General features: G+C 68.0%; 17 protein-coding genes and 1 pseudogene. 12 read left to right on the forward strand and 6 right to left on the reverse strand.

All coding sequences use genetic code 11. The annotated features are described in order from the left end of the window. Positions 1-27 precede the first annotated feature (27 nt). Entirely contained in the window at positions 28-609 is a 582-nt protein-coding gene (locus tag BMZ19_RS10575) for a DJ-1/PfpI family protein (protein WP_090310632.1), read from the forward strand. A gap of 145 nt (positions 610-754) precedes the next feature. Beyond that, positions 755-1,063 carry a ribbon-helix-helix domain-containing protein gene (locus tag BMZ19_RS10580; protein WP_090310634.1) on the forward strand — a complete coding sequence of 103 codons (309 nt, stop codon included), beginning with the start codon at positions 755-757 and terminating at the stop codon, positions 1,061-1,063. 18 nt (positions 1,064-1,081) lie between these two features. Here BMZ19_RS10580 and BMZ19_RS10585 read toward each other — a convergent pair whose 3' ends face one another. From BMZ19_RS10585 to BMZ19_RS10600, 4 genes and pseudogenes are all read right to left on the reverse strand, one after another. Next, positions 1,082-2,194, reverse strand: a complete 1,113-nt coding sequence (locus BMZ19_RS10585; RefSeq protein WP_090310637.1) for a class II histone deacetylase — start codon at positions 2,192-2,194, stop codon at positions 1,082-1,084. A gap of 27 nt (positions 2,195-2,221) precedes the next feature. Beyond that, positions 2,222-3,394 (reverse strand): annotated as a pseudogene (locus tag BMZ19_RS10590) (MFS transporter). Positions 3,395-3,408: 14 nt separating this feature from the next. Further along, a complete protein-coding gene (locus tag BMZ19_RS10595; RefSeq protein ID WP_090310639.1) occupies positions 3,409-4,281 on the reverse strand; it encodes a transporter in 873 nt (290 codons plus the stop codon). A 119-nt stretch (positions 4,282-4,400) separates the two neighbouring features. Further along, positions 4,401-5,390 carry a helix-turn-helix transcriptional regulator gene (locus BMZ19_RS10600; protein WP_090310642.1) on the reverse strand — a complete coding sequence of 330 codons (990 nt, stop codon included), beginning with the start codon at positions 5,388-5,390 and terminating at the stop codon, positions 4,401-4,403. 223 nt (positions 5,391-5,613) lie between these two features. Between BMZ19_RS10600 and guaB the strand changes: the two genes are divergently transcribed. From guaB to tadA, 5 genes are all read left to right on the forward strand, one after another. Continuing rightward, positions 5,614-7,083: an IMP dehydrogenase gene (gene guaB, locus BMZ19_RS10605; protein WP_090310644.1), complete on the forward strand. Its 1,470-nt coding sequence runs from the start codon at positions 5,614-5,616 to the stop codon at positions 7,081-7,083. Positions 7,084-7,175: 92 nt separating this feature from the next. Further along, positions 7,176-8,756: a glutamine-hydrolyzing GMP synthase gene (gene guaA, locus BMZ19_RS10610; protein WP_090310647.1), complete on the forward strand. Its 1,581-nt coding sequence runs from the start codon at positions 7,176-7,178 to the stop codon at positions 8,754-8,756. Positions 8,757-8,883: 127 nt separating this feature from the next. Continuing rightward, positions 8,884-10,161, forward strand: coding sequence for a DUF445 domain-containing protein (locus tag BMZ19_RS10615; protein WP_090310649.1), 1,278 nt, complete (start codon positions 8,884-8,886; stop codon positions 10,159-10,161). 142 nt (positions 10,162-10,303) lie between these two features. Beyond that, complete coding sequence (locus BMZ19_RS10620; protein WP_090310651.1) at positions 10,304-11,677, forward strand: multicopper oxidase family protein; 1,374 nt, start codon at positions 10,304-10,306, stop codon at positions 11,675-11,677. A gap of 88 nt (positions 11,678-11,765) precedes the next feature. Then, positions 11,766-12,248: a tRNA adenosine(34) deaminase TadA gene (gene tadA / locus BMZ19_RS10625; RefSeq protein ID WP_090310653.1), complete on the forward strand. Its 483-nt coding sequence runs from the start codon at positions 11,766-11,768 to the stop codon at positions 12,246-12,248. A 27-nt stretch (positions 12,249-12,275) separates the two neighbouring features. Here the strand turns inward: tadA and mltF are convergent, their stop codons facing one another. Continuing rightward, positions 12,276-13,733, reverse strand: a complete 1,458-nt coding sequence (mltF, locus tag BMZ19_RS10630; RefSeq protein ID WP_090310655.1) for a membrane-bound lytic murein transglycosylase MltF — start codon at positions 13,731-13,733, stop codon at positions 12,276-12,278. A 156-nt stretch (positions 13,734-13,889) separates the two neighbouring features. Between mltF and purL the strand changes: the two genes are divergently transcribed. Next, the gene (gene purL, locus BMZ19_RS10635; RefSeq protein ID WP_090310657.1) at positions 13,890-17,786 is read left to right on the forward strand and encodes a phosphoribosylformylglycinamidine synthase; all 3,897 of its coding nucleotides are present in this window, start codon (positions 13,890-13,892) and stop codon (positions 17,784-17,786) included. Between the two features lie 242 nt (positions 17,787-18,028). Further along, entirely contained in the window at positions 18,029-18,346 is a 318-nt protein-coding gene (locus tag BMZ19_RS10640) for a YqfO family protein (RefSeq protein ID WP_090310828.1), read from the forward strand. Between the two features lie 90 nt (positions 18,347-18,436). Here BMZ19_RS10640 and BMZ19_RS10645 read toward each other — a convergent pair whose 3' ends face one another. After that, complete coding sequence (locus BMZ19_RS10645) at positions 18,437-18,943, reverse strand: L,D-transpeptidase family protein (RefSeq protein ID WP_090310659.1); 507 nt, start codon at positions 18,941-18,943, stop codon at positions 18,437-18,439. 270 nt (positions 18,944-19,213) lie between these two features. Here BMZ19_RS10645 and BMZ19_RS10650 point away from each other — a divergent pair, with 270 nt between their 5' ends. From BMZ19_RS10650 to BMZ19_RS10660, 3 genes are read left to right on the forward strand one after another with little or no spacing between them, the layout of a single operon-like run. Then, complete coding sequence (locus BMZ19_RS10650; RefSeq protein WP_090310661.1) at positions 19,214-19,816, forward strand: CoA pyrophosphatase; 603 nt, start codon at positions 19,214-19,216, stop codon at positions 19,814-19,816. A gap of 28 nt (positions 19,817-19,844) precedes the next feature. Continuing rightward, the gene (locus BMZ19_RS10655; RefSeq protein ID WP_090310663.1) at positions 19,845-20,369 is read left to right on the forward strand and encodes a gamma carbonic anhydrase family protein; all 525 of its coding nucleotides are present in this window, start codon (positions 19,845-19,847) and stop codon (positions 20,367-20,369) included. Beyond that, positions 20,369-20,605, forward strand: a complete 237-nt coding sequence (locus BMZ19_RS10660; RefSeq protein WP_090310665.1) for a DUF1289 domain-containing protein — start codon at positions 20,369-20,371, stop codon at positions 20,603-20,605. Before BMZ19_RS10655 ends, BMZ19_RS10660 begins: the two co-directional genes overlap by 1 nt.

Here is a 20,605-nt window from a genome sequence, read left to right on the forward strand (position 1 = left end):
TTCACCACCCGCAACAGGGAGAGAACGATGGCTGCGAAGAAGATCCTCATGCTGGTCGGCGACTACGTCGAGGACTACGAAGTGATGGTGCCGTTCCAAGCGCTGAGCATGGTCGGCCATGTGGTGCACGCGGTGTGTCCGGGCAAGAGCGCCGGGCAGAGCGTGCGCACGGCGATCCACGACTTCGAGGGCGACCAGACCTACAGCGAGAAACCGGGGCACAACTTCGCCCTCAACTTCGACTTCGCCGCCGTGCGCGCCGAGGACTACGACGCGCTGGTGGTGCCGGGCGGCCGCGCGCCGGAGTACCTGCGCCTGAACCCGGAGGTGATCGCCCTGGTGCAGGCCATCGCCCAGGCCGGCAAGCCGATCGCCGCCATCTGCCACGGCGCCCAGCTGCTCGCCGCCGCCGGCGTGCTCGAGGAGCGCGAGTGCAGCGCCTATCCGGCCTGCGCGCCGGAGGTCGGCCTGGCTGGTGGACGCTACGTGGAGATCCCGGTCGACCAGGCCCATGTCGACGGCAACCTGGTCACCGCCCCGGCCTGGCCGGCGCATCCGGCCTGGCTGGCGGCCTTTCTCAAGGTGCTCGGCACGCGCATCGAGCTGTAGTTCGCGCCGCGGGACGGTAGAAAATCGCTGCGCGAGTTTTCTACCCTATGAAGGCTGTGCCGCCAGCAGGTAGGGTGGACAACGGCGCAGCCTTGTCCACCACGGCGGCGCTGCCGGTGCCATGTCGATGGAAAGGAAAACAGTCATGTGCGAGCTGTACGTCAAGGCCGACCCGATCCTCTACGAATCGCGCTCGCGCTCCCTGCGCATCCGTGGCGTGGTCACCACCCTGCGTCTGGAGAACCAGTTCTGGGACATCCTGCGCGAGATCGCCGAGGTCGACGGCATGACCACCAACCAGCTGATCGCCAAGCTCTACGAGGAGGTCATGGACTACCGCGGCGAGGTGGTCAACTTCGCCTCCTTCCTGCGTGTCAGCTGCACCCGCTACCTGGCCCAGCGCCGCGACCGGGTCGCCGAGCTGAGCGTGGTCGGCGGCCGGGCGGTCTCTTAAGAGGCGCCCGGCACTTTCTCACAGCCCCCAGTCCTCCGCCTGACGATCCAGCAGCCGGCGCTGCAGGGCGCGCACCTCGGCGTTGGGCTGCTGCTGCTCGATGAAGCCGAGCAGCGGGTCCTCCACCGCGGTATTCACCCCGGCCAGCGCCTCGATCACCGCCTGGCCGCAGAACGGCACGTAGGCCTCGGAATAGCCGCCCTCGTGGACCAGCACGAGGCGGCCTTCGGCGAATTCCTCGGCGACCTGGCGCAGGCGCGCGGTCAGCGCCCGGAAGGTGCCGCTGTGCGCCAGCATGCGCGCCAGAGGGTCGACCGCGTTGGCGTCGTAGCCGCAGGCGACCACGATCAGCTGCGGGCGAAAGCGCGCCAGCGCCGGCACCACCAGGCGTTCGAAGGCGTACAGGTAGGCGTCGTGGCCGCCGCCCGGCAGCAGCGGGATGTTCAGGTTGCAGCCTTCGCCGGCACCCTCACCGCGGTCCGCGGCGCCGCCGTAGCCGGCCGGGAAGCAGCCTTCCTGGTGCAGGGAGACGGTCAGCACGTCCGGGCGCTGGTAGTAGATCGCCTGGGTGCCGTTGCCGTGGTGCACGTCCCAGTCGATCACCGCCACCCGCTCGATGCCGTGGCGCGCCTTGGCCGCCTCGATGGCCAGCGGGATGTTGGCGAGGAAGCAGAAGCCCATCGCCTGGTCGGCCAGACAGTGGTGGCCCGGCGGGCGCGACAGCGCGTAGGCGTTGTCCGCCTCGCCGTGCAGCACGGTATCCACCGCGGCGATGGCCAGGCCGGCGGCCTGCTTGGCGATCTCGTAGCTGCCCGGGCCGATCGGTGCGTGATCGCCGAGCAGGCCGCCGCCGGTGTCGCTGAGCGCCTTGAAGCGCTCCAGGTAGTGCGCCGGGTGCACGCGCAGCAGGTCCTCCTCGCTGGCCGGCGCCGCGCTGCGCAGGTCGAGCTGGCGGGTCAGGCCGGAAACGTCCATCAGGTTTTTCAGGCGGCGCTTGGTTTCCGGCGACTCGGCGTGGCCGGCGGCGGCCGGCGGCTGCACCCAGCCACCCACCGGCAGGATCAGCGCGTGTTGGCTGGCGCTGTGCCAGAGGCAGAGTTCGTCGAAGAAGAAGGCGGTGCGTCTGCGCATGTCGGTTGCTCCGTGTAGGCAGGAAAATCAGGCCGGCTGGCGGCGGTTGATGGCGAGGATCAGGCCCAGCGACAGGGCGGCGCTGGCGGCGGCGCCGAGCAGCAGGGGCTGGAAGTCGCCGCCGCTGGCCTCGAGCAGGCGGCCGGCGATGGCCGGACCGACGGCCAGTCCGCCGCCGATCACCAGGTTGGTGGTGTTCATCAGACGCCCGGACGGGTCGAGCGCGGCGAGGCTGGCGAGGATGAAGGGCAGCACGAAGGTCCAGGTGTACTTGAACAGCAGCGCGGCGGCGGCGAAGCGCGCCAGTTGTGGCTGTTCGAGCAGCAGGAGGATGGCGCCGAGCATCATCAGGTAGCCGGCCAGCAGCAGCGGCGCGCGGCCGCAGCGCTCGCCGATCAGCGAGGCGCAGCCGGCGCCGGCGATGCCGAGCAGGGTGGCCACGGCGAGGATGTCGCCGCTCTGCCCGGCGTTTAGGCCGGCCTAGCCGGCGATGCTGCCGATGAAGGTCCAGATGCCGCTCAGGCTGATATAGAAGGTCAGCACGGCGAGGATGCCGAGAGCGGCGCGCAGGCGGAAACCCGCTGCACGCCCGGCCGCGCTCTTCTGCACGCTCGGTGTGGCACCGGCCGGCAGGCAGCGGCTCAGCGGCAGGCACAGGCTCATCAACACGGCCAGCAGCAGGTAGCAGGCGGCGATGCCGTGTGCGGCGAACAGCCCCGGCAGCACGGCCAGGCCGACGGCGCCGATCACCAGCTGGCCCATCACCCACAGGCCGTAGACGCGGCCGGGATTGGCCGTGCTGGCTGCGCTGGACATGCACAGGATCATCAGCGAGCCGCCGGCAAGGGCGCTGGCGAAGCGCAGGCCGAGCAGGGTGGCGTAGTCCGCCACCAAGGCCGAGGCCAGGTTGGCGGCGACGAACAGCGGGCCGGCGACGAGGGCTGCGCGGCGCCAGTCGACGCGCCGCAGCCACCAGTAGGCCGGCAGGGTGGCCAGGCTCATGGCGCCCAGTTCGCAGGAAAACAGGTCGCCGATCTGCGCCGGGCTCAGCTGCCACTGCGCGGCGAGCTGGGCGGCCAGCGCCGGGGCTGTCATCAGCACCGCGGGGGTGATGGCGGCGAGCAGGACGATGGCGGTGAGCAAGCCGAAGCCGTCGCTGGACTGGGCGGCGGTGCCGCTGACGTGGGTCTGGGTGGACATGGGCGAATTCCTCGTCAGAACACATGGACCAGGCGCAGCAGGGCCTGGTTGCCGTGGTAGGCGTTGTCGGTGTCGACGTTCTGCGACAGGGCGAACATCAGCTGGTTCTGGCGGTCCAGCCAGTGGCCGAGCTCGAAGCCGAGCTGGGTGTAGCGCTGGTGGGTGCCGTCGAGGCGGTCGCCGTCCAGGTGCAGCTCGCCGCCGTCGGCATGGATCAGGCGCAGCGCGCCATAGGTGGCGGGGGTGAAGTCGTAGGAGGCGAAGGCCTGTAGGCGGTACAGCGGGTCCTGCTCGAGGTCCATGCCGTAGTAGTCGTCGTTCTTGCCGTAGAGCTGCGCCTCGAGGTTGGCTTCCAGCACCCACTTCTCGCCGACGCCCTGGGTGTAGTTGTAATTGAAGGTGGCGCCCCAGCGATTGGCGCCCGGCGAGACGTCGGGGTTGTCGTCGTGGTACTCGCCGAGCGGCGCGCTGATCAGGGTCAGCAGGCCGCTGTAGGTGCGGCTGGCCGGATCGTTGATGAAGAACAGGGTGCCGCCGAACTGCGGATCGCCGAGGCCGCGTTCGCTCTGCTGTCGGCTGCCGCCGGGCAGGCGCGCCTCAATGTCGGCCACCGGGATGATGAACTGCGGGGTGCACAGGGTGCCGCAAATCTCGCTGAACCACAGCTGGCGCCAGGCGAAGGCGTTGACGCTCAGCTCGGCGTCCTTGTCGGTGCTGTGCGCGCCGCGGAACTCGTCGGCGCGCACGGTCGGCAGGTAGAACACGCCGAGGCTGGTGCCGACCGGCGCGGTGAAGAAGTCGCGGGCGTTGAGGTCGGCGGCATTGGTGCTGCCGGCAGCGAGGCTGAGCAGGACGGCGCCGAGCAGGCGATGGGGCGATGCAGTCATGCGGGTGTTTCCTCTCTTGTTGTCGTGTTCGCGGGGGCTGTTTTCGGGCAAGCCGAACCCGTACCGGCCGGCGCTAGGCGCGGCAGGCGAGGGTGGGCGTGCGGGTTATCCGGGGCGGATCAGTCGGGGGCTAGCTGGTGCAGCAGGTGGGCGACGCTGGCCTTGTCGTTGACGCCGAGCTTGGAATAGAGGGTGCGGATGTGGTGGCGCACGGTGTTGGGTGCCAGGCCCAGCTCGCGGGCGATTTCCTTGTAGGTACGGCCCTCGCCGAACAGCAGGGCGACCTCGCGTTCGCGGCAGCTGAGCCGCTCCAGCGGTCCGCGGCGCCGTGCGGTGAGCAGGTGCAGGTCGCCGACGATGCGCGACTCGATCGCCAGGCGCGCGCCGGCGTAGCCCTGCGGGCTGGCCTGTTCCGGCAGCTGCGGCCCGGTCCACTGCGGCCATTCGGTGAGCAGCAGCTCGACGAAGCCGCGTTCGGCGCAGTACAGCACGCCATGGCGGTCGCACACCGCCATGGCCAGCGCCTGCGACTGCAGCGACTCGCGCATGGCCACCAGGGTGCGGATCTGGTTGACCGAGACGGCGGCCACCAGGTGCGGCATCAGGTTGTCGAGCAGCAGGCGGTCGAGGGTATTGAAGCGCGGCGCCCCTGGCCGGCGGTACAGCGCGAGGTGGTCGCTGAGCTGGGTCAGCGGGTCGACGTGGATGATGCAGATCAGTTCGCCGAGCTCGTGGCGCGCGGCCAGCCAGCGCAGGCCGGCCGGGCTGTCCGCGGCCTGCATGTCGATGATCACCGCATGCCCCGGTGAGGAGTGGACGCGGTCGACGGTGATGTCCTGCTCGCGGATCGACTGCCAGTCGTCGAAATAGTCCGCCGGCAGGGCGAACAGGTGGCGGCTGTGCTCCTCGGGCAGGCCGTCGATCAGCGCGGCGCGTCCCCACCAGGCCTTGTCGAACGGCAGCAGGCGTTGCAGGCGTTGCAGCGCCTGGTGGTGGAAGCTCTCGAGGGCCTTGTCCCTGGCCAGGCGGTGGATGTCCAGCAGGGCGTCGCTGAACCCCTCCAGCCAGCTGCTGGAAATCAGCTGGTCTTCCCGTGCGTGGCTGCTCATGCCGTGCTCCTCGGACCTGATTCTTGTAATTGTTTGCACCAGCCTGCCGTAGCAGGGGGCTGGTTCGAGTATCCGTCGCGGCCTGGGGGGCGCCTATCCTGCAGATGCAGGATGATCGGTCCATGCCGGCATGCTCCGAACTCGGCGACCAGGCGCGTTGAGTGCAATCGCTGTGCCGGGTATAATGCCGCGCTTCCATTTTTCCCGTCCGGGAGCCCCCGCCATGCTGCGTATCAGCCAAGAAGCCCTGACCTTCGACGATGTTCTCTTGATCCCCGGTTACTCCGAGGTTCTGCCGAAGGATGTTTCCCTCAAGACCCGTCTGACCCGCGGTATCGAACTGAACATTCCGCTGGTTTCCGCGGCGATGGATACCGTGACCGAGTCCCGCCTGGCCATCGCCATGGCGCAGGAAGGCGGCATCGGCATCATCCACAAGAACATGACCATCGAGCAGCAGGCTGCCGAGGTGCGCAAGGTCAAGCGTCACGAGACCGCCATCGTCCGTGATCCGGAGACCGTGACCCCGGAAACCAAGATCAGCGAGCTGCTGCGCAAGGCCGACGAGCTGGGCTTCTCCGGTTTCCCGGTGGTGTCCGGCAATGAGCTGGTGGGCATCGTCACCGGTCGCGACCTGCGCTTCACGCCGAATACCGGCGACAGCGTGGCGGCGATCATGACGCCCAAGGACCAGCTGGTTACCGTGCAGGAAGGCACCGGTCTCGAAGAGATCAAGGCCAAGCTCTACGAGCACCGCATCGAGAAGATGCTGGTGGTCGACAAGGACTTCCACCTGCGTGGCCTGGTGACCTTCCGCGATATCGAGAAGGCCAAGACCTACCCGCTGGCCTCCAAGGATGACCAGGGTCGCCTGCGCGTCGGCGCCGCCGTCGGCACCGGTGCCGACACCGGCGACCGCATCGCCGCGCTGGCTGCTGCCGGCGTCGACGTGGTGGTGGTCGACACCGCCCACGGTCACTCCAAGGGCGTGATCGATCGCGTGCGCTGGGTCAAGCAGAACTTCCCCGAGGTGCAGGTGATCGGCGGCAACATCGCCACCGCCGAGGCTGCCCTGGCGCTGGTCGAAGCCGGCGCCGACGGCGTCAAGGTCGGCATCGGCCCGGGCTCGATCTGCACCACCCGCATTGTGGCCGGTGTCGGCGTGCCGCAGATCAGCGCCATCGCCAACGTCGCCACCGCCCTGGCTGCGGTCGGCGTACCGATGATCGCCGACGGCGGCATCCGCTTCTCCGGCGACCTGTCCAAGGCCATCGTCGCCGGCGCCAACGCGGTGATGATGGGCTCGATGTTCGCCGGCACCGAAGAAGCGCCGGGCGAGGTCGAGCTGTTCCAGGGCCGTTCCTACAAGGCCTACCGCGGCATGGGTTCGCTGGGCGCCATGGCCCAGGCCCAGGGCTCTTCCGACCGCTACTTCCAGGACTCCTCGGCCGGTGCCGAGAAGCTGGTCCCGGAAGGCATCGAAGGCCGCGTGCCGTACAAGGGGGCCCTGAGCGCGATCATCCACCAGCTGATGGGTGGCCTGCGCTCCTCCATGGGTTACACCGGCTGCGCCAACATCGAAGAGATGCGTACCCGTCCGCAGTTCGTGCGCATCACCGGCGCCGGCATGGCCGAGTCGCACGTGCACGATGTGCAAATCACCAAGGAAGCCCCGAATTACCGCGTAGGTTGATTCGCTGAGCTTTTGATCTGTCGACCCGGGGCTGCTGCTGTAAAAGGCGGGCAGCCCCGAGTCGTTTGTGAATTCCGCCACGAGAGACGGCTATGGCCCACCACGACATTCACGCCCACCGGGTCCTGATCCTGGACTTCGGTTCCCAGTACACCCAGCTGATCGCCCGCCGCGTGCGCGAGATCGGCGTGTACTGCGAGATCCATCCGTTCGACATGGACGACGCGGCCATCCGCGCCTTCGCCCCGCGCGGCATCATCCTCGCCGGTGGTCCGGAGTCGGTCCACGAAGAAGACAGCCCGCGCGCGCCGCAGGCGGTGTTCGAGCTGGGCGTGCCGCTGTTCGGCATCTGCTACGGCATGCAGACCATGGCCGAGCAGCTCGGCGGCAAGGTGCAGGGTTCCGACCTGCGCGAGTTCGGCTACGCCCGCGTCGACCTGGTCGGCAAGAGCCGCCTGCTCGACGGCATCGAAGACCACATGGACGACGACGGCGTGCTGGCGCTGGACGTGTGGATGAGCCACGGCGACAAGGTCACCGACCTGCCGGAAGGCTTCCACATTGTCGCCAGCACCCCGAGCTGTCCGATCGCCGCCATGGCCGACGACAGCCGCGCCTACTACGGCGTGCAGTTCCACCCGGAAGTGACCCACACCCGTCAGGGCGGTCGCATCCTGTCGCGCTTCGTGTTGGACATCTGCGGCTGCGAAGCGCTGTGGACCCCGGCCAACATCGTCGAGGACGCCATCGCCAACGTGCGCGCCCAGGTCGGCGACTCCAAGGTGCTGCTCGGCCTGTCCGGCGGCGTCGACTCCTCGGTGGTCGCCGCCCTGCTGCATCGCGCCATCGGCGACCAGCTGACCTGCGTGTTCGTCGACAACGGCCTGCTGCGCCTGCACGAGGGTGACCAGGTGATGACCATGTTCGCCGAGAACATGGGCATCAAGGTGATCCGCGCCAACGCCGAAGACAAGTTCCTCGGTCGCCTGGCCGGCATCAGCGACCCGGAAGAGAAGCGCAAGATCATCGGCCGCAGCTTCATCGAGGTGTTCGACGAGGAGGCCACCAAGCTTTCGGGCATCGACTTCCTCGCCCAGGGCACAATCTACCCTGACGTGATCGAGTCGGCCGGCGCCAAGACCGGCAAGGCCAAGGTGATCAAGTCGCACCACAACGTCGGCGGCTTGCCGGAAGACATGCAGTTCAAGCTGGTCGAGCCGCTGCGCGAGCTGTTCAAGGACGAGGTGCGCAAGATCGGCCTCGAACTCGGCCTGCCCTACGACATGGTCTACCGCCACCCGTTCCCGGGTCCGGGCCTGGGCGTGCGCATCCTCGGCGAGGTGAAGAAGGAGTACGCCGACCTGCTGCGTCGCGCCGACCACATCTTCATCGAGGAGCTGCGCAACTTCGACTGGTACCACAAGACCAGCCAGGCCTTCGTGGTGTTCCAGCCGGTGAAGTCGGTCGGCGTGGTCGGTGACGGCCGTCGCTACGCCTGGGTCGTCGCCCTGCGCGCGGTGGAAACCATCGACTTCATGACTGCCCGCTGGGCGCACCTGCCCTACGAGCTGCTGGAGAAGGTCTCCAACCGCATCATCAACGAGATCGAAGGCATCTCCCGCGTCACCTACGACGTGTCGAGCAAGCCGCCGGCGACCATCGAGTGGGAATGATCCGCTCGCTGGGTTGAGGCAGTGAACACAAGGGCAGCTTCGGCTGCCCTTGTGCCGTCCAGGGTTTGCCGAACGGGCGCGGCAACCTATGCTGCTGGGCAGCAAGCCACTGGCAAGGAGTCGCCCGATGTCGATCTGGAATTCCCCTCTGGCGCGGATGAAGGCCATCGCCCTCGGTCTGCTGCTGCTGGCCGCCGCGTTGTACGCGCTGGCCACGCATATGGCGGTGGCGCAGCCGGCCTGGGGCTGGGGCTACCTGGCGGCCTTCGCCGAGGCGGCGATGGTCGGCGCGATCGCCGACTGGTTCGCGGTCACCGCACTGTTCCGCCATCCCCTGGGTCTGCCGATCCCGCACACGGCGATCATCCCGCGCAAGCAGGCGCGCCTGGGCCAGAATCTCGCCGACTTCATCTGCACCCATTTCCTCGCCACCCCGCAGGTGCTGGCCAAGCTCGATGCGTTCGACGCGGCGGCGCGGCTGGCCGGCTGGCTGCGCCAGCCGAGCAATGCCGAGGCGCTCGGTGGCCAGCTGGTCGGCGTCGCCCGCTACGGCATCCATGCCCTGCGCGACGAGCGGGTGCGCCGCTTCATCCAGCGCAGCGCCACCGCCAAGCTGCGCGAGGTGGATCTGGCCAGCCTCGGCGGCCAGCTGCTCGACCTGCTGACCCACGAGCGCCGCCACCAGGCCATGCTCGACGAGCTGCTGGCCCAGCTGGACGAGTTGCTGCAGGACGAGGCGGTGCAGCAGCGCATCGCCGCCGGCCTGTCCAGCGAGTTCAGCGCCCTGCGTTTCCGCCTGTTCGGCAAGGACATCGGGCTGGACGAGAAGGCCGGCCAGTGGTCGGCGGACAAGGTGGTGCGTCGGGTGTCGGCGCTGATCGGCGAGATCAGCCGCGACGAACAGCACGAGCTGCGCGGCAAGTTCGATCGCTGCGTGGCGCGCTGCATCGAGCGGCTCAAGGAAGACCCCGCCTTCCGTCTCAAGGGCGAGCAGATCCGCGAGCAGCTGCTCGCCCATCCGGCGGTGGCCGCCTACCTGCGCGGGCTGGGGGACGAGCTGGTCGACTGGCTGCAGGCCGACCTGGCCGACGCCGACTCGACCATCCGCCGGCGCCTGATCAAGCTGAGCCTGCGCCTCGGCGAGGCGCTCGAGCGCGATGCCGCGATGCGCCGCTGGATCAACGACCAGTTGCTGGAGGTGGCGCCCAAGCTGGTGGAGCGCCACCGCGAGGACATCCGCCGCTACATCGCCGAACGGGTGGAAAAGTGGAACAGCGACGAGCTGGTGGCCCTGCTGGAACACAACGTCGGCAAGGACCTGCAGTTCATCCGCATCAACGGCACCCTGGTCGGCGGCATGGTCGGGCTGCTGCTGCATGGGCTGACCCGGCTATTGAGCGGCTAGGGGCATTGCTGTGTGCCAGCGCGACGAGCAGCGCTGTTGTGTCGCAGGGATGGCTCGCACCTGAGGCGTGGATAATGAGAAACTCTGTCATTCGCGGCTGCCTGGCAGTCGCGCCACCCCTCTCCGCAGATCAGGAGGCTCGATGTCCTTCACCCGCAGACAAGTGCTCACCGGCCTGGCCGGTCTCGGCGTGCTCGGCCTCGCCGGTGGCGGCGCGCGCTACTGGCTGGGGCGACCGGCCGAGACCGCTACCCACGACTACGAGCTGATCGCCGCGCCGCTGGACGTCGAGCTGGTGCCCGGGCACAAGACCAGCGCCTGGGCCTACGGCGGCCAGGCGCCGGGCCTGGAACTGCGCGCGCGCCAGGGCGACTGGCTGCGGGTGCGCTTCATCAACCAGTTGCCGGAGCCGAGCACCATCCACTGGCACGGCATCCGCCTGCCGCTGGAGATGGACGGCGTGCCCTACGTGTCGCAGCTGCCGGTGCTGCCCGGCGAGTACTTCGACTACCGCTTCCGCGTGCCGGATGCCGGCAGCTTCTGGTACCACCCGCACACCGCCAGCGGCGAACAGCTCGGCCGCGGGCTGGTCGGCCCGCTGATCGTCGAGGAGCGTGAGCCGAGCGGCTTCCGCCACGAGTGCACGCTGAGCCTGAAGAGCTGGCATGTCGACGAGCAGGGCGCCTTCAGCGACTTCAGCGTGCCGCGCGAGGCAGCGCGCGGCGGTACGGTGGGGCGCTTGAGCACGATCAACGGCGTGCATGCGCCGACCCTCGAGCTGCCGGCCGGACAAATCGTGCGCCTGCGCCTGCTCAATCTCGACAACACCTTGACCTACCGCCTCAACCTGCCGCAGGCCGAGGCGCGCATCTACGCCCTCGACGGCAACCCGGTGGCGCCGCAGCCGCTGGGCAAGGAGTACTGGTTGGGTCCGGGCATGCGCATCGAGCTGGCCCTGCGCGTGCCGGCGGCCGGTACCGAGCTGCCGCTGCGCAACGGCCCGCTGCGCCTGGCGACCCTGAAGAGCGTGGCCAGCAGCGAGTCGGCTGGCGACTGGCCGCCGGCCCTGCCGGCCAACCCGATCGCCGAGCCGGACCTGGCCAGCGCGGAGACGCTGCGCTTCAACTTCGAGTGGACCGGCGCGGTGTCGGTCAACCTCGAGCAGGGCGCCGCGCACAGCTTCTGGCAGATCAACGGCCAGGCCTGGGATATCGCCGACCAGAGCTGCGCCGAACGACCGATCGCCACCCTCAAGCAGGGGCACAGCTACATCCTCGAGCTGCGCAACCTCAGCCAGTACCAGCATCCGATCCACCTGCACGGCATGAGCTTCAAGGTGCTGTCGTCCAACCGGCGGCGGATCGACACGCCCTGGTTCACCGATACTTACCTGCTGGGCAAGCAGGAAACCGCGCGGGTGGCGCTGGTGGCGGACAATCCGGGCACCTGGATGTTCCACTGCCACGTAATCGACCACATGGAGACCGGGCTGATGGCGGCGATTGCCGTGGTGTAGCCATTGCCTGCCTCGGGACGACCGGGCTTGACTCCGCGCCGGCTTTTCCCAAACTGGCGGGCTTCTTGACGCAGCCAGCCGACCGCCCATGAAAAGACCCGTGATCATCGACCGCAGCCACGACGAGCGCTTCATGCGCGAGGCGCTGGCGCTGGCCGCCCAGGGCGCGGCCCTCGGCGAGGTGCCGGTGGGGGCGGTGCTGGTGGTGGGCGGCGAGATCGTCGGCCGCGGCTTTAACTGCCCGATCTCCACCCATGATCCCAGCGCCCATGCCGAGATGGTGGCGATCCGCGATGCGGCGCGCAATCTGCAGAACTATCGCCTGGTGGGCAGTACCCTGTACGTGACCCTGGAGCCATGCAGCATGTGCGCCGGGCTGATCGTCCATTCGCGCATCGGTCGGGTGGTGTACGGCGCCACCGAGCCGAAGGCTGGGGTGGTGGAAAGCCGCGGACGCTTCTTCGAGCAGGCCTTTCTCAATCACCGGGTGCTGATCGAGGGCGGTCTGCTGGCGGCGGAGTGCGGGGCGATCCTCAGCGAGTTCTTTCGCCTGCGCCGGCAGAAGGCCTGAACCCGCCGTCTCTCGCCGAGTGCGGGGCTACAGGCGCGGCTCGACCTTGGGCGGCGTCTTGTCGACGCCGGGCTGGTGCAGGCCGCGGTCGGCGACCTGGCTGCCTTCCAGCTGCGGCTGGGTGACCCAGGTGAGGATGTCGTAGTAGCGGCGGATGTTGTTGACGAAGTGCACCGGCTCTCCGCCGCGGGCGTAGCCGTAGCGGGTCTTGGTGTACCACTGCTTCTGTGACAGGCGCGGCAGGATCTTCTTCACGTCCAGCCACTTGTTGGGGTTCAGGCCGGCAGCGGCGGTCAGCTTGCGCGCGTCTTCCAGATGGCCGCCACCGACGTTGTAGGCGGCGAGGGCGAACCAGGTGCGGTCCGGCTCCTTGATGCTGTCCGGCAGGCCGGCGTGCACTTCGGTGAAGTAGCGGGCGCCGCCGCGGATGCTCTGCCTGGGGTCGAGGCGATTGACCACGCCCATGGCCTGGGCGGTGCGCTGGGTGAGCATCATCAGGCCGCGCACGCCGGTCTTCGAGGTGGCTTCGGGCTGCCACATCGACTCCTGGTAGCCGATCGCCGCGAGCAGGCGCCAGTCGACCTTGTAGTTCTCGGCGGCCTTGAGGAAGTGCTGCTCGTAACGCGGCAGGCGCTGCTGCAGGTGGCGGGCGAAGGTGTAGGTGCCGACATAGCCGAGCACCTCGGCGTGTCCGTAGTAGCGCTCCTTGAGCTGCTGCAGGGTCTTGTCGGCCTGGGCCTTGTCGAGAAAGGCGTTGATCGCCTGCAGCAGGCTGGCGTCCGCTCCGGGCGCCACGGCCCAGGCCAGGTGCTGGTTACTGTCGAGATCGAAGGCGACGCGTACGTTGGGGAAGGAAAACTGGTTCATCGCCAGCTCGTTGGAGCCAACCAGGGTCAGGTCGATCTGCCCCTCGTCGAGCATGCCCAGCAGGTCGACCACCTCGACCTCGTCGGACTCGGTGTACTGCAGTTCGGGCAGGCGCTGCTTCAGTTCGGCCAGGCGCTCGGCATGGACGCTGCCCTTGACCACGGTGATGCGCTTGCCGACCAGTTGCTCGGGCTTGGTCGGTCGCGGCTGGCCGTGGCGATGCACCACCTGCAGGGTGACATCCAGATAGCCGTGGCTGAAGCGTGCCAGCGAGCTGCGGCTGGCGGATTCGATCAGGCCGGCGGCGGCCAGGTGCGGGCCGTCGGGGGCATTCAGGCGGGCGTACAGCGCGTCGAGGCTGTCGGCGGTTTCGAGTTCCAGCTTGACGCCGAGGCTCTTGGCGAAGCGTTCGGCGAGGTCGTACTCGAAGCCGGTCTCGCCGTTGCGGTCCTGGTAGTAGGTGGTCGGGCTGTTGCGGGTAATCACGCGCAGCACGCCTTCCTCCCGGACCCGCTCGAGGGCGGTGGGCTGTTCGCCACACGCGCTGAGCAGCAGGATCAGTACGGTCGCCAGCAGCCAGACGCTGTGACGCAGGCGTAGTGCAATGAGGCTGAGCATGGCTGAAGTATACGCAAAGCCGGGCAGGGGCCATACATCGACCGTCGGCTAACCTGATCGCGGCGGCACAGCCGACGGCTGCGGGTGCCGGGCTGGCTGCTTTGCGCTAGAATGCGCAGTCTTTCGCACTCCCTTGCCCAAGAGGCTGTTCCGACAATGCTGATCCTGCGCGGCACTCCCGCTCTTTCCGCCTTCCGTCACGGCAAACTGCTCGAGCAACTGACCCAGAAGGTTCCTGCGGTTACCGGTCTGTACGCCGAGTTTGCCCATTTCGCTGAAGTGACCAGCGCACTCGACAGCAACGAGGAACAGGTGCTGGCCCGTCTGCTGCAGTACGGTCCGAGCGTCCCGGTGCAGAAGCCGCAAGGCCGTCTGTTCCTGGTGGTGCCGCGCTTCGGCACCATCTCGCCGTGGTCGAGCAAGGCCAGCGACATCGCCCGCAACTGCGGCCTGGCCAAGATCCAGCGCCTCGAGCGCGGCATCGCCTACTACGTGGCCGGCGAGCTGTCCGCGGCCGAGGCCGAGCTGGTCGCCGCGATACTGCACGACCGCATGACCCAGCTGGTTCTGGCGCAGATGGATGAGGCGCAGGCGCTGTTCAGCCATGCCCAGCCCAAGCCGCTGACCGTGGTCGACGTGCTGGGCGGCGGTCGCGCCGCGCTGGAGGCCGCCAACGTCGAGCTGGGCCTGGCCCTGGCCGAGGACGAGATCGACTACCTGGTGAAGAGCTTCGGCGAGCTGGGGCGCAATCCCCACGACATCGAGCTGATGATGTTCGCCCAGGCCAACTCCGAGCACTGCCGGCACAAGATCTTCAATGCCAGCTGGGACATCGATGGCGAGAGCCAGGAAAAGTCGCTGTTCGGCATGATCAAGAACACCTACGAGCTGAACCGCGAAGGCGTGCTGAGCGCCTACAAGGACAACGCCTCGGTGATCGAGGGCTTCACCGCGGGGCGCTTCTTCCCGCAGCCGGGCAGCCACGAGTACGCTGCCCACCAGGAGCCGGTGCACATCCTGATGAAGGTGGAGACCCACAACCACCCGACCGCCATCGCCCCGTTCCCCGGCGCTTCCACCGGCTCCGGCGGCGAGATCCGCGACGAGGGTGCCACCGGGCGCGGCTCCAAGCCCAAGGCCGGCCTGGTCGGCTTCACCGTCTCCAACCTGCAGATCCCCGGCTTCGAGCAGCCGTGGGAGAAGTCCTACGGCAAGCCCGAGCGCATCGTCAGCGCGCTGGACATCATGATCGAGGGGCCGCTGGGCGGCGCCGCGTTCAACAACGAATTCGGCCGTCCCAACCTGACCGGCTACTTCCGCACCTTCGAGCAGGCCATCGATACCCCCCATGGCGAGGAAGTGCGCGGCTACCACAAGCCGATCATGCTCGCCGGCGGCCTGGGCAACATCCGCGCCGAACACGTGCAGAAGGGCGAGATCTCGGTCGGCGGCAAGCTGATCGTGCTCGGCGGCCCGGCCATGCTGATCGGCTTGGGCGGCGGTGCCGCCTCGTCGATGGCCACCGGCAGCAGCTCGGCCGACCTCGACTTCGCCTCGGTGCAACGCGAGAACCCGGAAATGGAACGCCGCTGCCAGGAGGTCATCGACCGCTGCTGGCAGATGGGCGATCAGAACCCGATCAAGTTCATCCACGACGTCGGCGCCGGCGGCCTGTCCAACGCCCTGCCGGAGCTGATCAACGACGCCGGCCGTGGCGGCCGTTTCGAACTGCGCAACGTGCCCAACGACGAGCCGGGCATGAGCCCGCTGGAAATCTGGTGCAACGAGTCGCAGGAACGCTACGTGCTGTCGGTCGACGCTGCCGACCTGGAGACCTTCAAGGCCATCTGCGAGCGCGAGCGCTGCCCGTTCGCGGTGGTCGGCGAGGCGCTGGCCGAGCCGCAGCTGACCGTGGCCGACAGCCACTTTGGCAACAATGCCGTCGACATGCCGCTCAACGTGCTGCTCGGCAAGGCGCCGCGCATGCACCGCTCGGTGACCCGCGAGGCGGAACTGGGTGACGACTTCGCGGCCGCCGGCCTCGAGCTGGGCGAGGCGGTCGAGCGCGTGCTGCGCCACCCGGCCGTGGCCAGCAAGAACTTCCTGATCACCATCGGCGACCGCTCGATCACCGGCCTGGTCGCCCGCGACCAGCTGGTCGGCCCGTGGCAGGTGCCGGTGGCCGACTGCGCCGTCACCGCCACCGCCTTCGACGTCTACACCGGCGAAGCCATGGCGGTCGGCGAGCGCACCCCGCTGGCCCTGCTGGATGCCCCGGCATCCGGACGCATGGCGATCGGCGAGACCATCACCAACCTGGCGGCGGCGAGCATCGAGAAGATCTCCGAGATCAAGCTGTCGGCCAACTGGATGGCCGCTGCCGGCCATCCGGGCGAGGACGCGCGTCTGTACGAGACGGTCAAGGCAGTGGGCATGGAGCTGTGCCCGGCGCTGGGCATCACCATTCCGGTGGGCAAGGACTCGATGTCCATGAAGACCCGCTGGCAGGACAACGGCGAGGACAAGAGCGTCACCTCGCCGCTGTCGCTGATCATCTCCGGCTTTGCCCGGGTCAACGACATCCGCCGCACCCTGACCCCGCAGCTGCGCCTGGACAAGGGCGCCACCGACCTGCTGCTGGTCGACCTTGGCCGTGGCCAGAACCGTCTGGGTGGCTCGATCCTTGCCCAGGTGTACAGCCAGATCGGCCGCAGCGTCCCGGACGTCGACGACGCCGAGGACCTCAAGGCGTTCTTCGCCGTGATCCAGGGCCTGAATGCCGACGGCCGCCTGCTCGCCTACCACGACCGCTCCGACGGCGGGCTGCTGACCACCGTCACCGAGATGGCCTTTGCCGGCCACTGCGGTCTCGACCTGCAGCTCGACGCGCTGGCCAACAGCCGTGAGGAACTGGGTGCGGTGCTGTTCAACGAGGAGCTGGGCGCCGTCATCCAGGTCCGCCAGGGCGACACCGCCGAAGTGCTGACGCAGTTCAGCGCCGCCGGTCTGGGCGACTGCGTGGCGGTGATCGGCCAGCCGCTCAACGGCGGCGACATCCGCCTGCACTGGAGCGGCGAGACCGTGTACAGCGCCGAGCGGCGCATCCTGCAGCGCATCTGGAGCGAGACCAGCTACCGCATCCAGCGCCTGCGTGACAACGCCGAGTGCGCTGAGCAGGAGTACGACGGCCTGCTCGAGGAAAACAATCCCGGCCTGTCGGTCAAGCTGGCCTTCGACGTCAACCAGGACGTCGCCGCGCCCTACATCAAGACGGGCGTGCGTCCGCGCATGGCGATCCTGCGTGAGCAGGGCGTCAACGGCCAGACCGAGATGGCGGCCGCCTTCCACCGCGCCGGTTTTGCGGTGGTCGACGTGCACATGAGCGACATCATCGCCGGTCGCGCCAGCCTGGAGGACTTCAAGGGCCTGGTGGCCTGCGGCGGCTTCTCCTACGGCGACGTGCTCGGCGCCGGTGGCGGCTGGGCCAAGTCGGTGCTGTTCAACAACCGCGCCCGCGACAACTTCAGCGCCTTCTTCGAGCGCAAGGACAGCTTCGCCCTCGGCGTGTGCAACGGCTGCCAGATGCTCTCCAACCTGTGCGAGCTGATTCCCGGTAGCGAGGCCTGGCCGCGCTTCGTGCGCAACCGCTCCGAGCAGTTCGAGGCGCGGGTGGCCATGGTCCAGGTGCAGGAGTCGGCGTCGATCTTCCTGCAGGGCATGACCGGTTCGCGTCTGCCGATCGCCATCGCCCACGGCGAAGGGCATGCCGAGTACGCCAGCGAGGAAGCCCTGCTGCAGGCCGACCTGTCCGGCGCCGTGGCGCTGCGCTTCGTCGACAACCACGGCAAGGTCACCGAAACCTACCCGGCCAACCCCAACGGTTCGCCGCGCGGGATCACCGGCCTGACCACGCGCGACGGTCGCGTCACCATCATGATGCCGCACCCCGAGCGGGTGTTCCGCGCCGTGCAGAACTCGTGGCGTCCGGACGACTGGCAGGAAGACGCCGGCTGGATGCGCATGTTCCGCAACGCGCGGGTCTGGGTCGACTGACCCGGACCATCGGCCGTCCAGCGCCTGGCGTGCTGGCGGGCGGTGTCGCTGATCAAGGGCGTCCGCCAACGAGCGGGCGCCCTTTTGCTATCTGGAGTGGGCTTTTTCCCGGGATCTTCCGCCGTCCGGCGGATGCTGCCGACGAGCCGTCAAGGAAGAGGCGCCAGACCGCCAGCGGTTGTGGCAGGATAACGGGCCTGTGGCCATTGCTGCCGATTCATCTCTTCGCGTCGGAGACCTTGATGTACAAGCTGTGTTTCTTCGTTCCCGAGACCCATCTGGACGCGGTCAAGACCGCGATCTTCGCCACCGGTGCCGGGCGCATCGGCGAGTACGACAGCTGCTGCTGGCAGACCCTCGGCCAGGGCCAGTTCCATCCGCTGCCGGGCAGCCAGCCCTACGTCGGTGCCCAGGGCGAGCTGGCCCAGGTGGCCGAGTGGAAGGTCGAGCTGGTGGTGGCGGACGAGCTGATCCACGCCGCGGTCAAGGCGCTCAAGCAGAGCCATCCCTACGAGACGCCGGCCTTCGACGTCTGGCGACTGTCGGACATGGTGTTCTGAGTCGGCGACTGGCCTGAAACGAAAAAAAGGTGCCGCATCCTTGGATGTCGGCACCTTTTTTTTATTGCGCGCAGATTCTGGCGGGTGAACTCAGGGGCGGATCTCGATCAGCGTGCCGTCCTTGACCAGGCTCCACACCTCGCGCATGTCGTGGTTGCGCATGGCGATGCAGCCTTCGGTCCAGTCCAGGGTGTGGAAGTACCACTCGGGGTACTCCTCATCCAGCGGCGTGCCGTGGATCATGATCATGTCGCCCGCTGGCAGGCCTTTCTGCTCCGCGTGCTGGCGGTCCCGAGCGTTGGGGTAGGAGATGTGCATGGACAGGTTGTACTTGTCGCTGTTCTTGCGCCAGTCGATCCAGTAGAAGCCTTCCGGGGTGCGCTTGTCGCCCTGATAGCGCTTGGGGCCGTTGGGCTGCTTGCCCAGCGAGACCCGATAGCTCTTGAGGATCTCGCCGCGGCTGAGCAGGTGCAGCTTGCGCTCGGACTTGACCACCAGCACCTTGTCGACCGCCGTCGGCGATTCCAGGCTGGGCGTGCTCATGGCCTGGGGCAGGCTGGTGAAGAGGAAGCAGAACAGGACGATCAACCAGCGCATGACGGGCATTCCAGTGCAAACCAGGGTGGCCGTCAGCCCGGCGGCCGGTTGTTCATGCAGCGCGCCGCAAGGGCTGATGGTCGCGCTGTGCCACGGTGAGAGCCGGACTGCTGCCGACGGTGACTATGGGTGAATTTTAGGTGAGTGCCGAGGGTGGGGGAAGGGCGGCGGCGGGCAAATGTCGTCGTGCGTCGCCTTCGGGAGGTCGGACTTGGGCGCACCCGGCCTTTCGTGCCATGATTCGTTCATCATCCATGACGAGAGTGTCCCATGTTGGACGTGCTGCGCCAACGCGTACAGGCCCACAGTCCCGGTTCCCTGCCCAGCGACCAGTCCTTTCCCGAAGCGGCAGTGCTGATGCCGATCACCCGCAGCGAGGAGCCGCAGCTGGTGTTGACCCTGCGCGCCAGTGGCTTGTCCACCCACGGTGGCGAGGTGGCCTTTCCCGGCGGACGGCGTGACCCGGAGGACGAATCGCTGGTGTTCACCGCCCTGCGCGAGGCGCACGAGGAGGTGGGGCTGGCGCCGGGGCTGGTCGAGGTGATCGGTCCGCTCAGCACACAGATCTCGCGCCACGGCATCAAGGTCACCCCCTTTGTCGGCTTCATTCCCGACTATGTGGAGTTCAAGGCCAACGACGACGAGATCGCCGCGGTATTTTCCGTGCCGCTCGAGTATTTTCGCGAGGATCCGCGCGAGATCACCCATCGCATCGACTATCTGGGCTACAGCTGGTACGTGCCCAGTTACCGCTACGGCGGCTTCAAGATCTGGGGGCTGACCGCGATCATGATCGTCGAGTTGGTCAACCTGATCTACGACGCGGGCATCGAGATGCAGCACCCGCCGGAAACGTTCCACATCGGTCGCTGACCCCCCAACACTGCGAGGACCACAGCCAATGAAATACCGCCTCGGCGATGCCCGTGTCGAAGCCCATCCCGACAGCTGGATCGCACCCGATGCCAGCCTGATCGGCAAGGTGCGCCTGGATGCCGACGCCAGCGTGTGGTTCGGCGCCGTGCTGCGCGGCGACAACGAACTGATCCACATCGGCGAGGGCAGCAACGTGCAGGACGGCAGCGTGCTGCACACCGACATGGGCTGGCCGCTGACCCTCGGCAAGGGCGTCACCATCGGCCACAAGGTCACCCTGCACGGCTGCACGGTCGGCGATCACAGCCTGGTCGGCATCGGCGCCGTGGTGCTCAACGGCGCGCGGATCGGCAGGCACTGCCTGATCGGCGCCGGTGCGCTGATCCCTGAAGGTCGCGAGATTCCCGACGGCAGTCTGGTGATGGGCGTGCCCGGCAAGGTGGTACGTATGCTCACTGATGAGCAGATGCGCGGCCTGGAAAGCAATGCCGCGCACTACGTCGACAATGCCCGCCGCTATGCCCGCGAACTGGCCGAGCAGGCCGACTGATGGTCGAGCTGCAGTCGCAAGAAGCACAAGAAGCGCAGGAAAAGCCGGTTGCCTCGCCCTGCGTATACGTCTGCGCGCTGGATGACGACGACATCTGCGTCGGCTGCCAGCGCAGCGGCGAGGAAATCACCCGCTGGGGGCGCATGGGCAACGGCGAGCGCCGCGCCGTGCTCGCGCGCTGCCACGAACGTGCCCTGGCCAGCGGACTATTTCTGGTAAAACCCAATCCCCTCTGA

Source organism: Pseudomonas linyingensis, assembly GCF_900109175.1.
Classification (GTDB): Bacteria; Pseudomonadota; Gammaproteobacteria; order Pseudomonadales; family Pseudomonadaceae; genus Geopseudomonas; species Geopseudomonas linyingensis.

Coding starts and splice junctions, on each gene's coding strand:
- guaA (WP_090310647.1), top strand. CDS start 7,176: ATGGCCCACCACGACATTCACGCCCACCGGGTCCTGATCCTGGACTTC.
- BMZ19_RS10580 (WP_090310634.1), top strand. CDS start 755: ATGTGCGAGCTGTACGTCAAGGCCGACCCGATCCTCTACGAATCGCGC.
- BMZ19_RS10575 (WP_090310632.1), top strand. CDS start 28: ATGGCTGCGAAGAAGATCCTCATGCTGGTCGGCGACTACGTCGAGGAC.
- BMZ19_RS10615 (WP_090310649.1), top strand. CDS start 8,884: ATGTCGATCTGGAATTCCCCTCTGGCGCGGATGAAGGCCATCGCCCTC.
- BMZ19_RS10585 (WP_090310637.1), bottom strand. CDS start 2,194: ATGCGCAGACGCACCGCCTTCTTCTTCGACGAACTCTGCCTCTGGCAC.
- BMZ19_RS10650 (WP_090310661.1), top strand. CDS start 19,214: ATGTTGGACGTGCTGCGCCAACGCGTACAGGCCCACAGTCCCGGTTCC.
- BMZ19_RS10620 (WP_090310651.1), top strand. CDS start 10,304: ATGTCCTTCACCCGCAGACAAGTGCTCACCGGCCTGGCCGGTCTCGGC.
- BMZ19_RS10655 (WP_090310663.1), top strand. CDS start 19,845: ATGAAATACCGCCTCGGCGATGCCCGTGTCGAAGCCCATCCCGACAGC.
- BMZ19_RS10660 (WP_090310665.1), top strand. CDS start 20,369: ATGGTCGAGCTGCAGTCGCAAGAAGCACAAGAAGCGCAGGAAAAGCCG.
- BMZ19_RS10595 (WP_090310639.1), bottom strand. CDS start 4,281: ATGACTGCATCGCCCCATCGCCTGCTCGGCGCCGTCCTGCTCAGCCTC.
- BMZ19_RS10640 (WP_090310828.1), top strand. CDS start 18,029: ATGTACAAGCTGTGTTTCTTCGTTCCCGAGACCCATCTGGACGCGGTC.
- guaB (WP_090310644.1), top strand. CDS start 5,614: ATGCTGCGTATCAGCCAAGAAGCCCTGACCTTCGACGATGTTCTCTTG.
- BMZ19_RS10645 (WP_090310659.1), bottom strand. CDS start 18,943: ATGCGCTGGTTGATCGTCCTGTTCTGCTTCCTCTTCACCAGCCTGCCC.
- tadA (WP_090310653.1), top strand. CDS start 11,766: ATGAAAAGACCCGTGATCATCGACCGCAGCCACGACGAGCGCTTCATG.
- BMZ19_RS10600 (WP_090310642.1), bottom strand. CDS start 5,390: ATGAGCAGCCACGCACGGGAAGACCAGCTGATTTCCAGCAGCTGGCTG.
- purL (WP_090310657.1), top strand. CDS start 13,890: ATGCTGATCCTGCGCGGCACTCCCGCTCTTTCCGCCTTCCGTCACGGC.
- mltF (WP_090310655.1), bottom strand. CDS start 13,733: ATGCTCAGCCTCATTGCACTACGCCTGCGTCACAGCGTCTGGCTGCTG.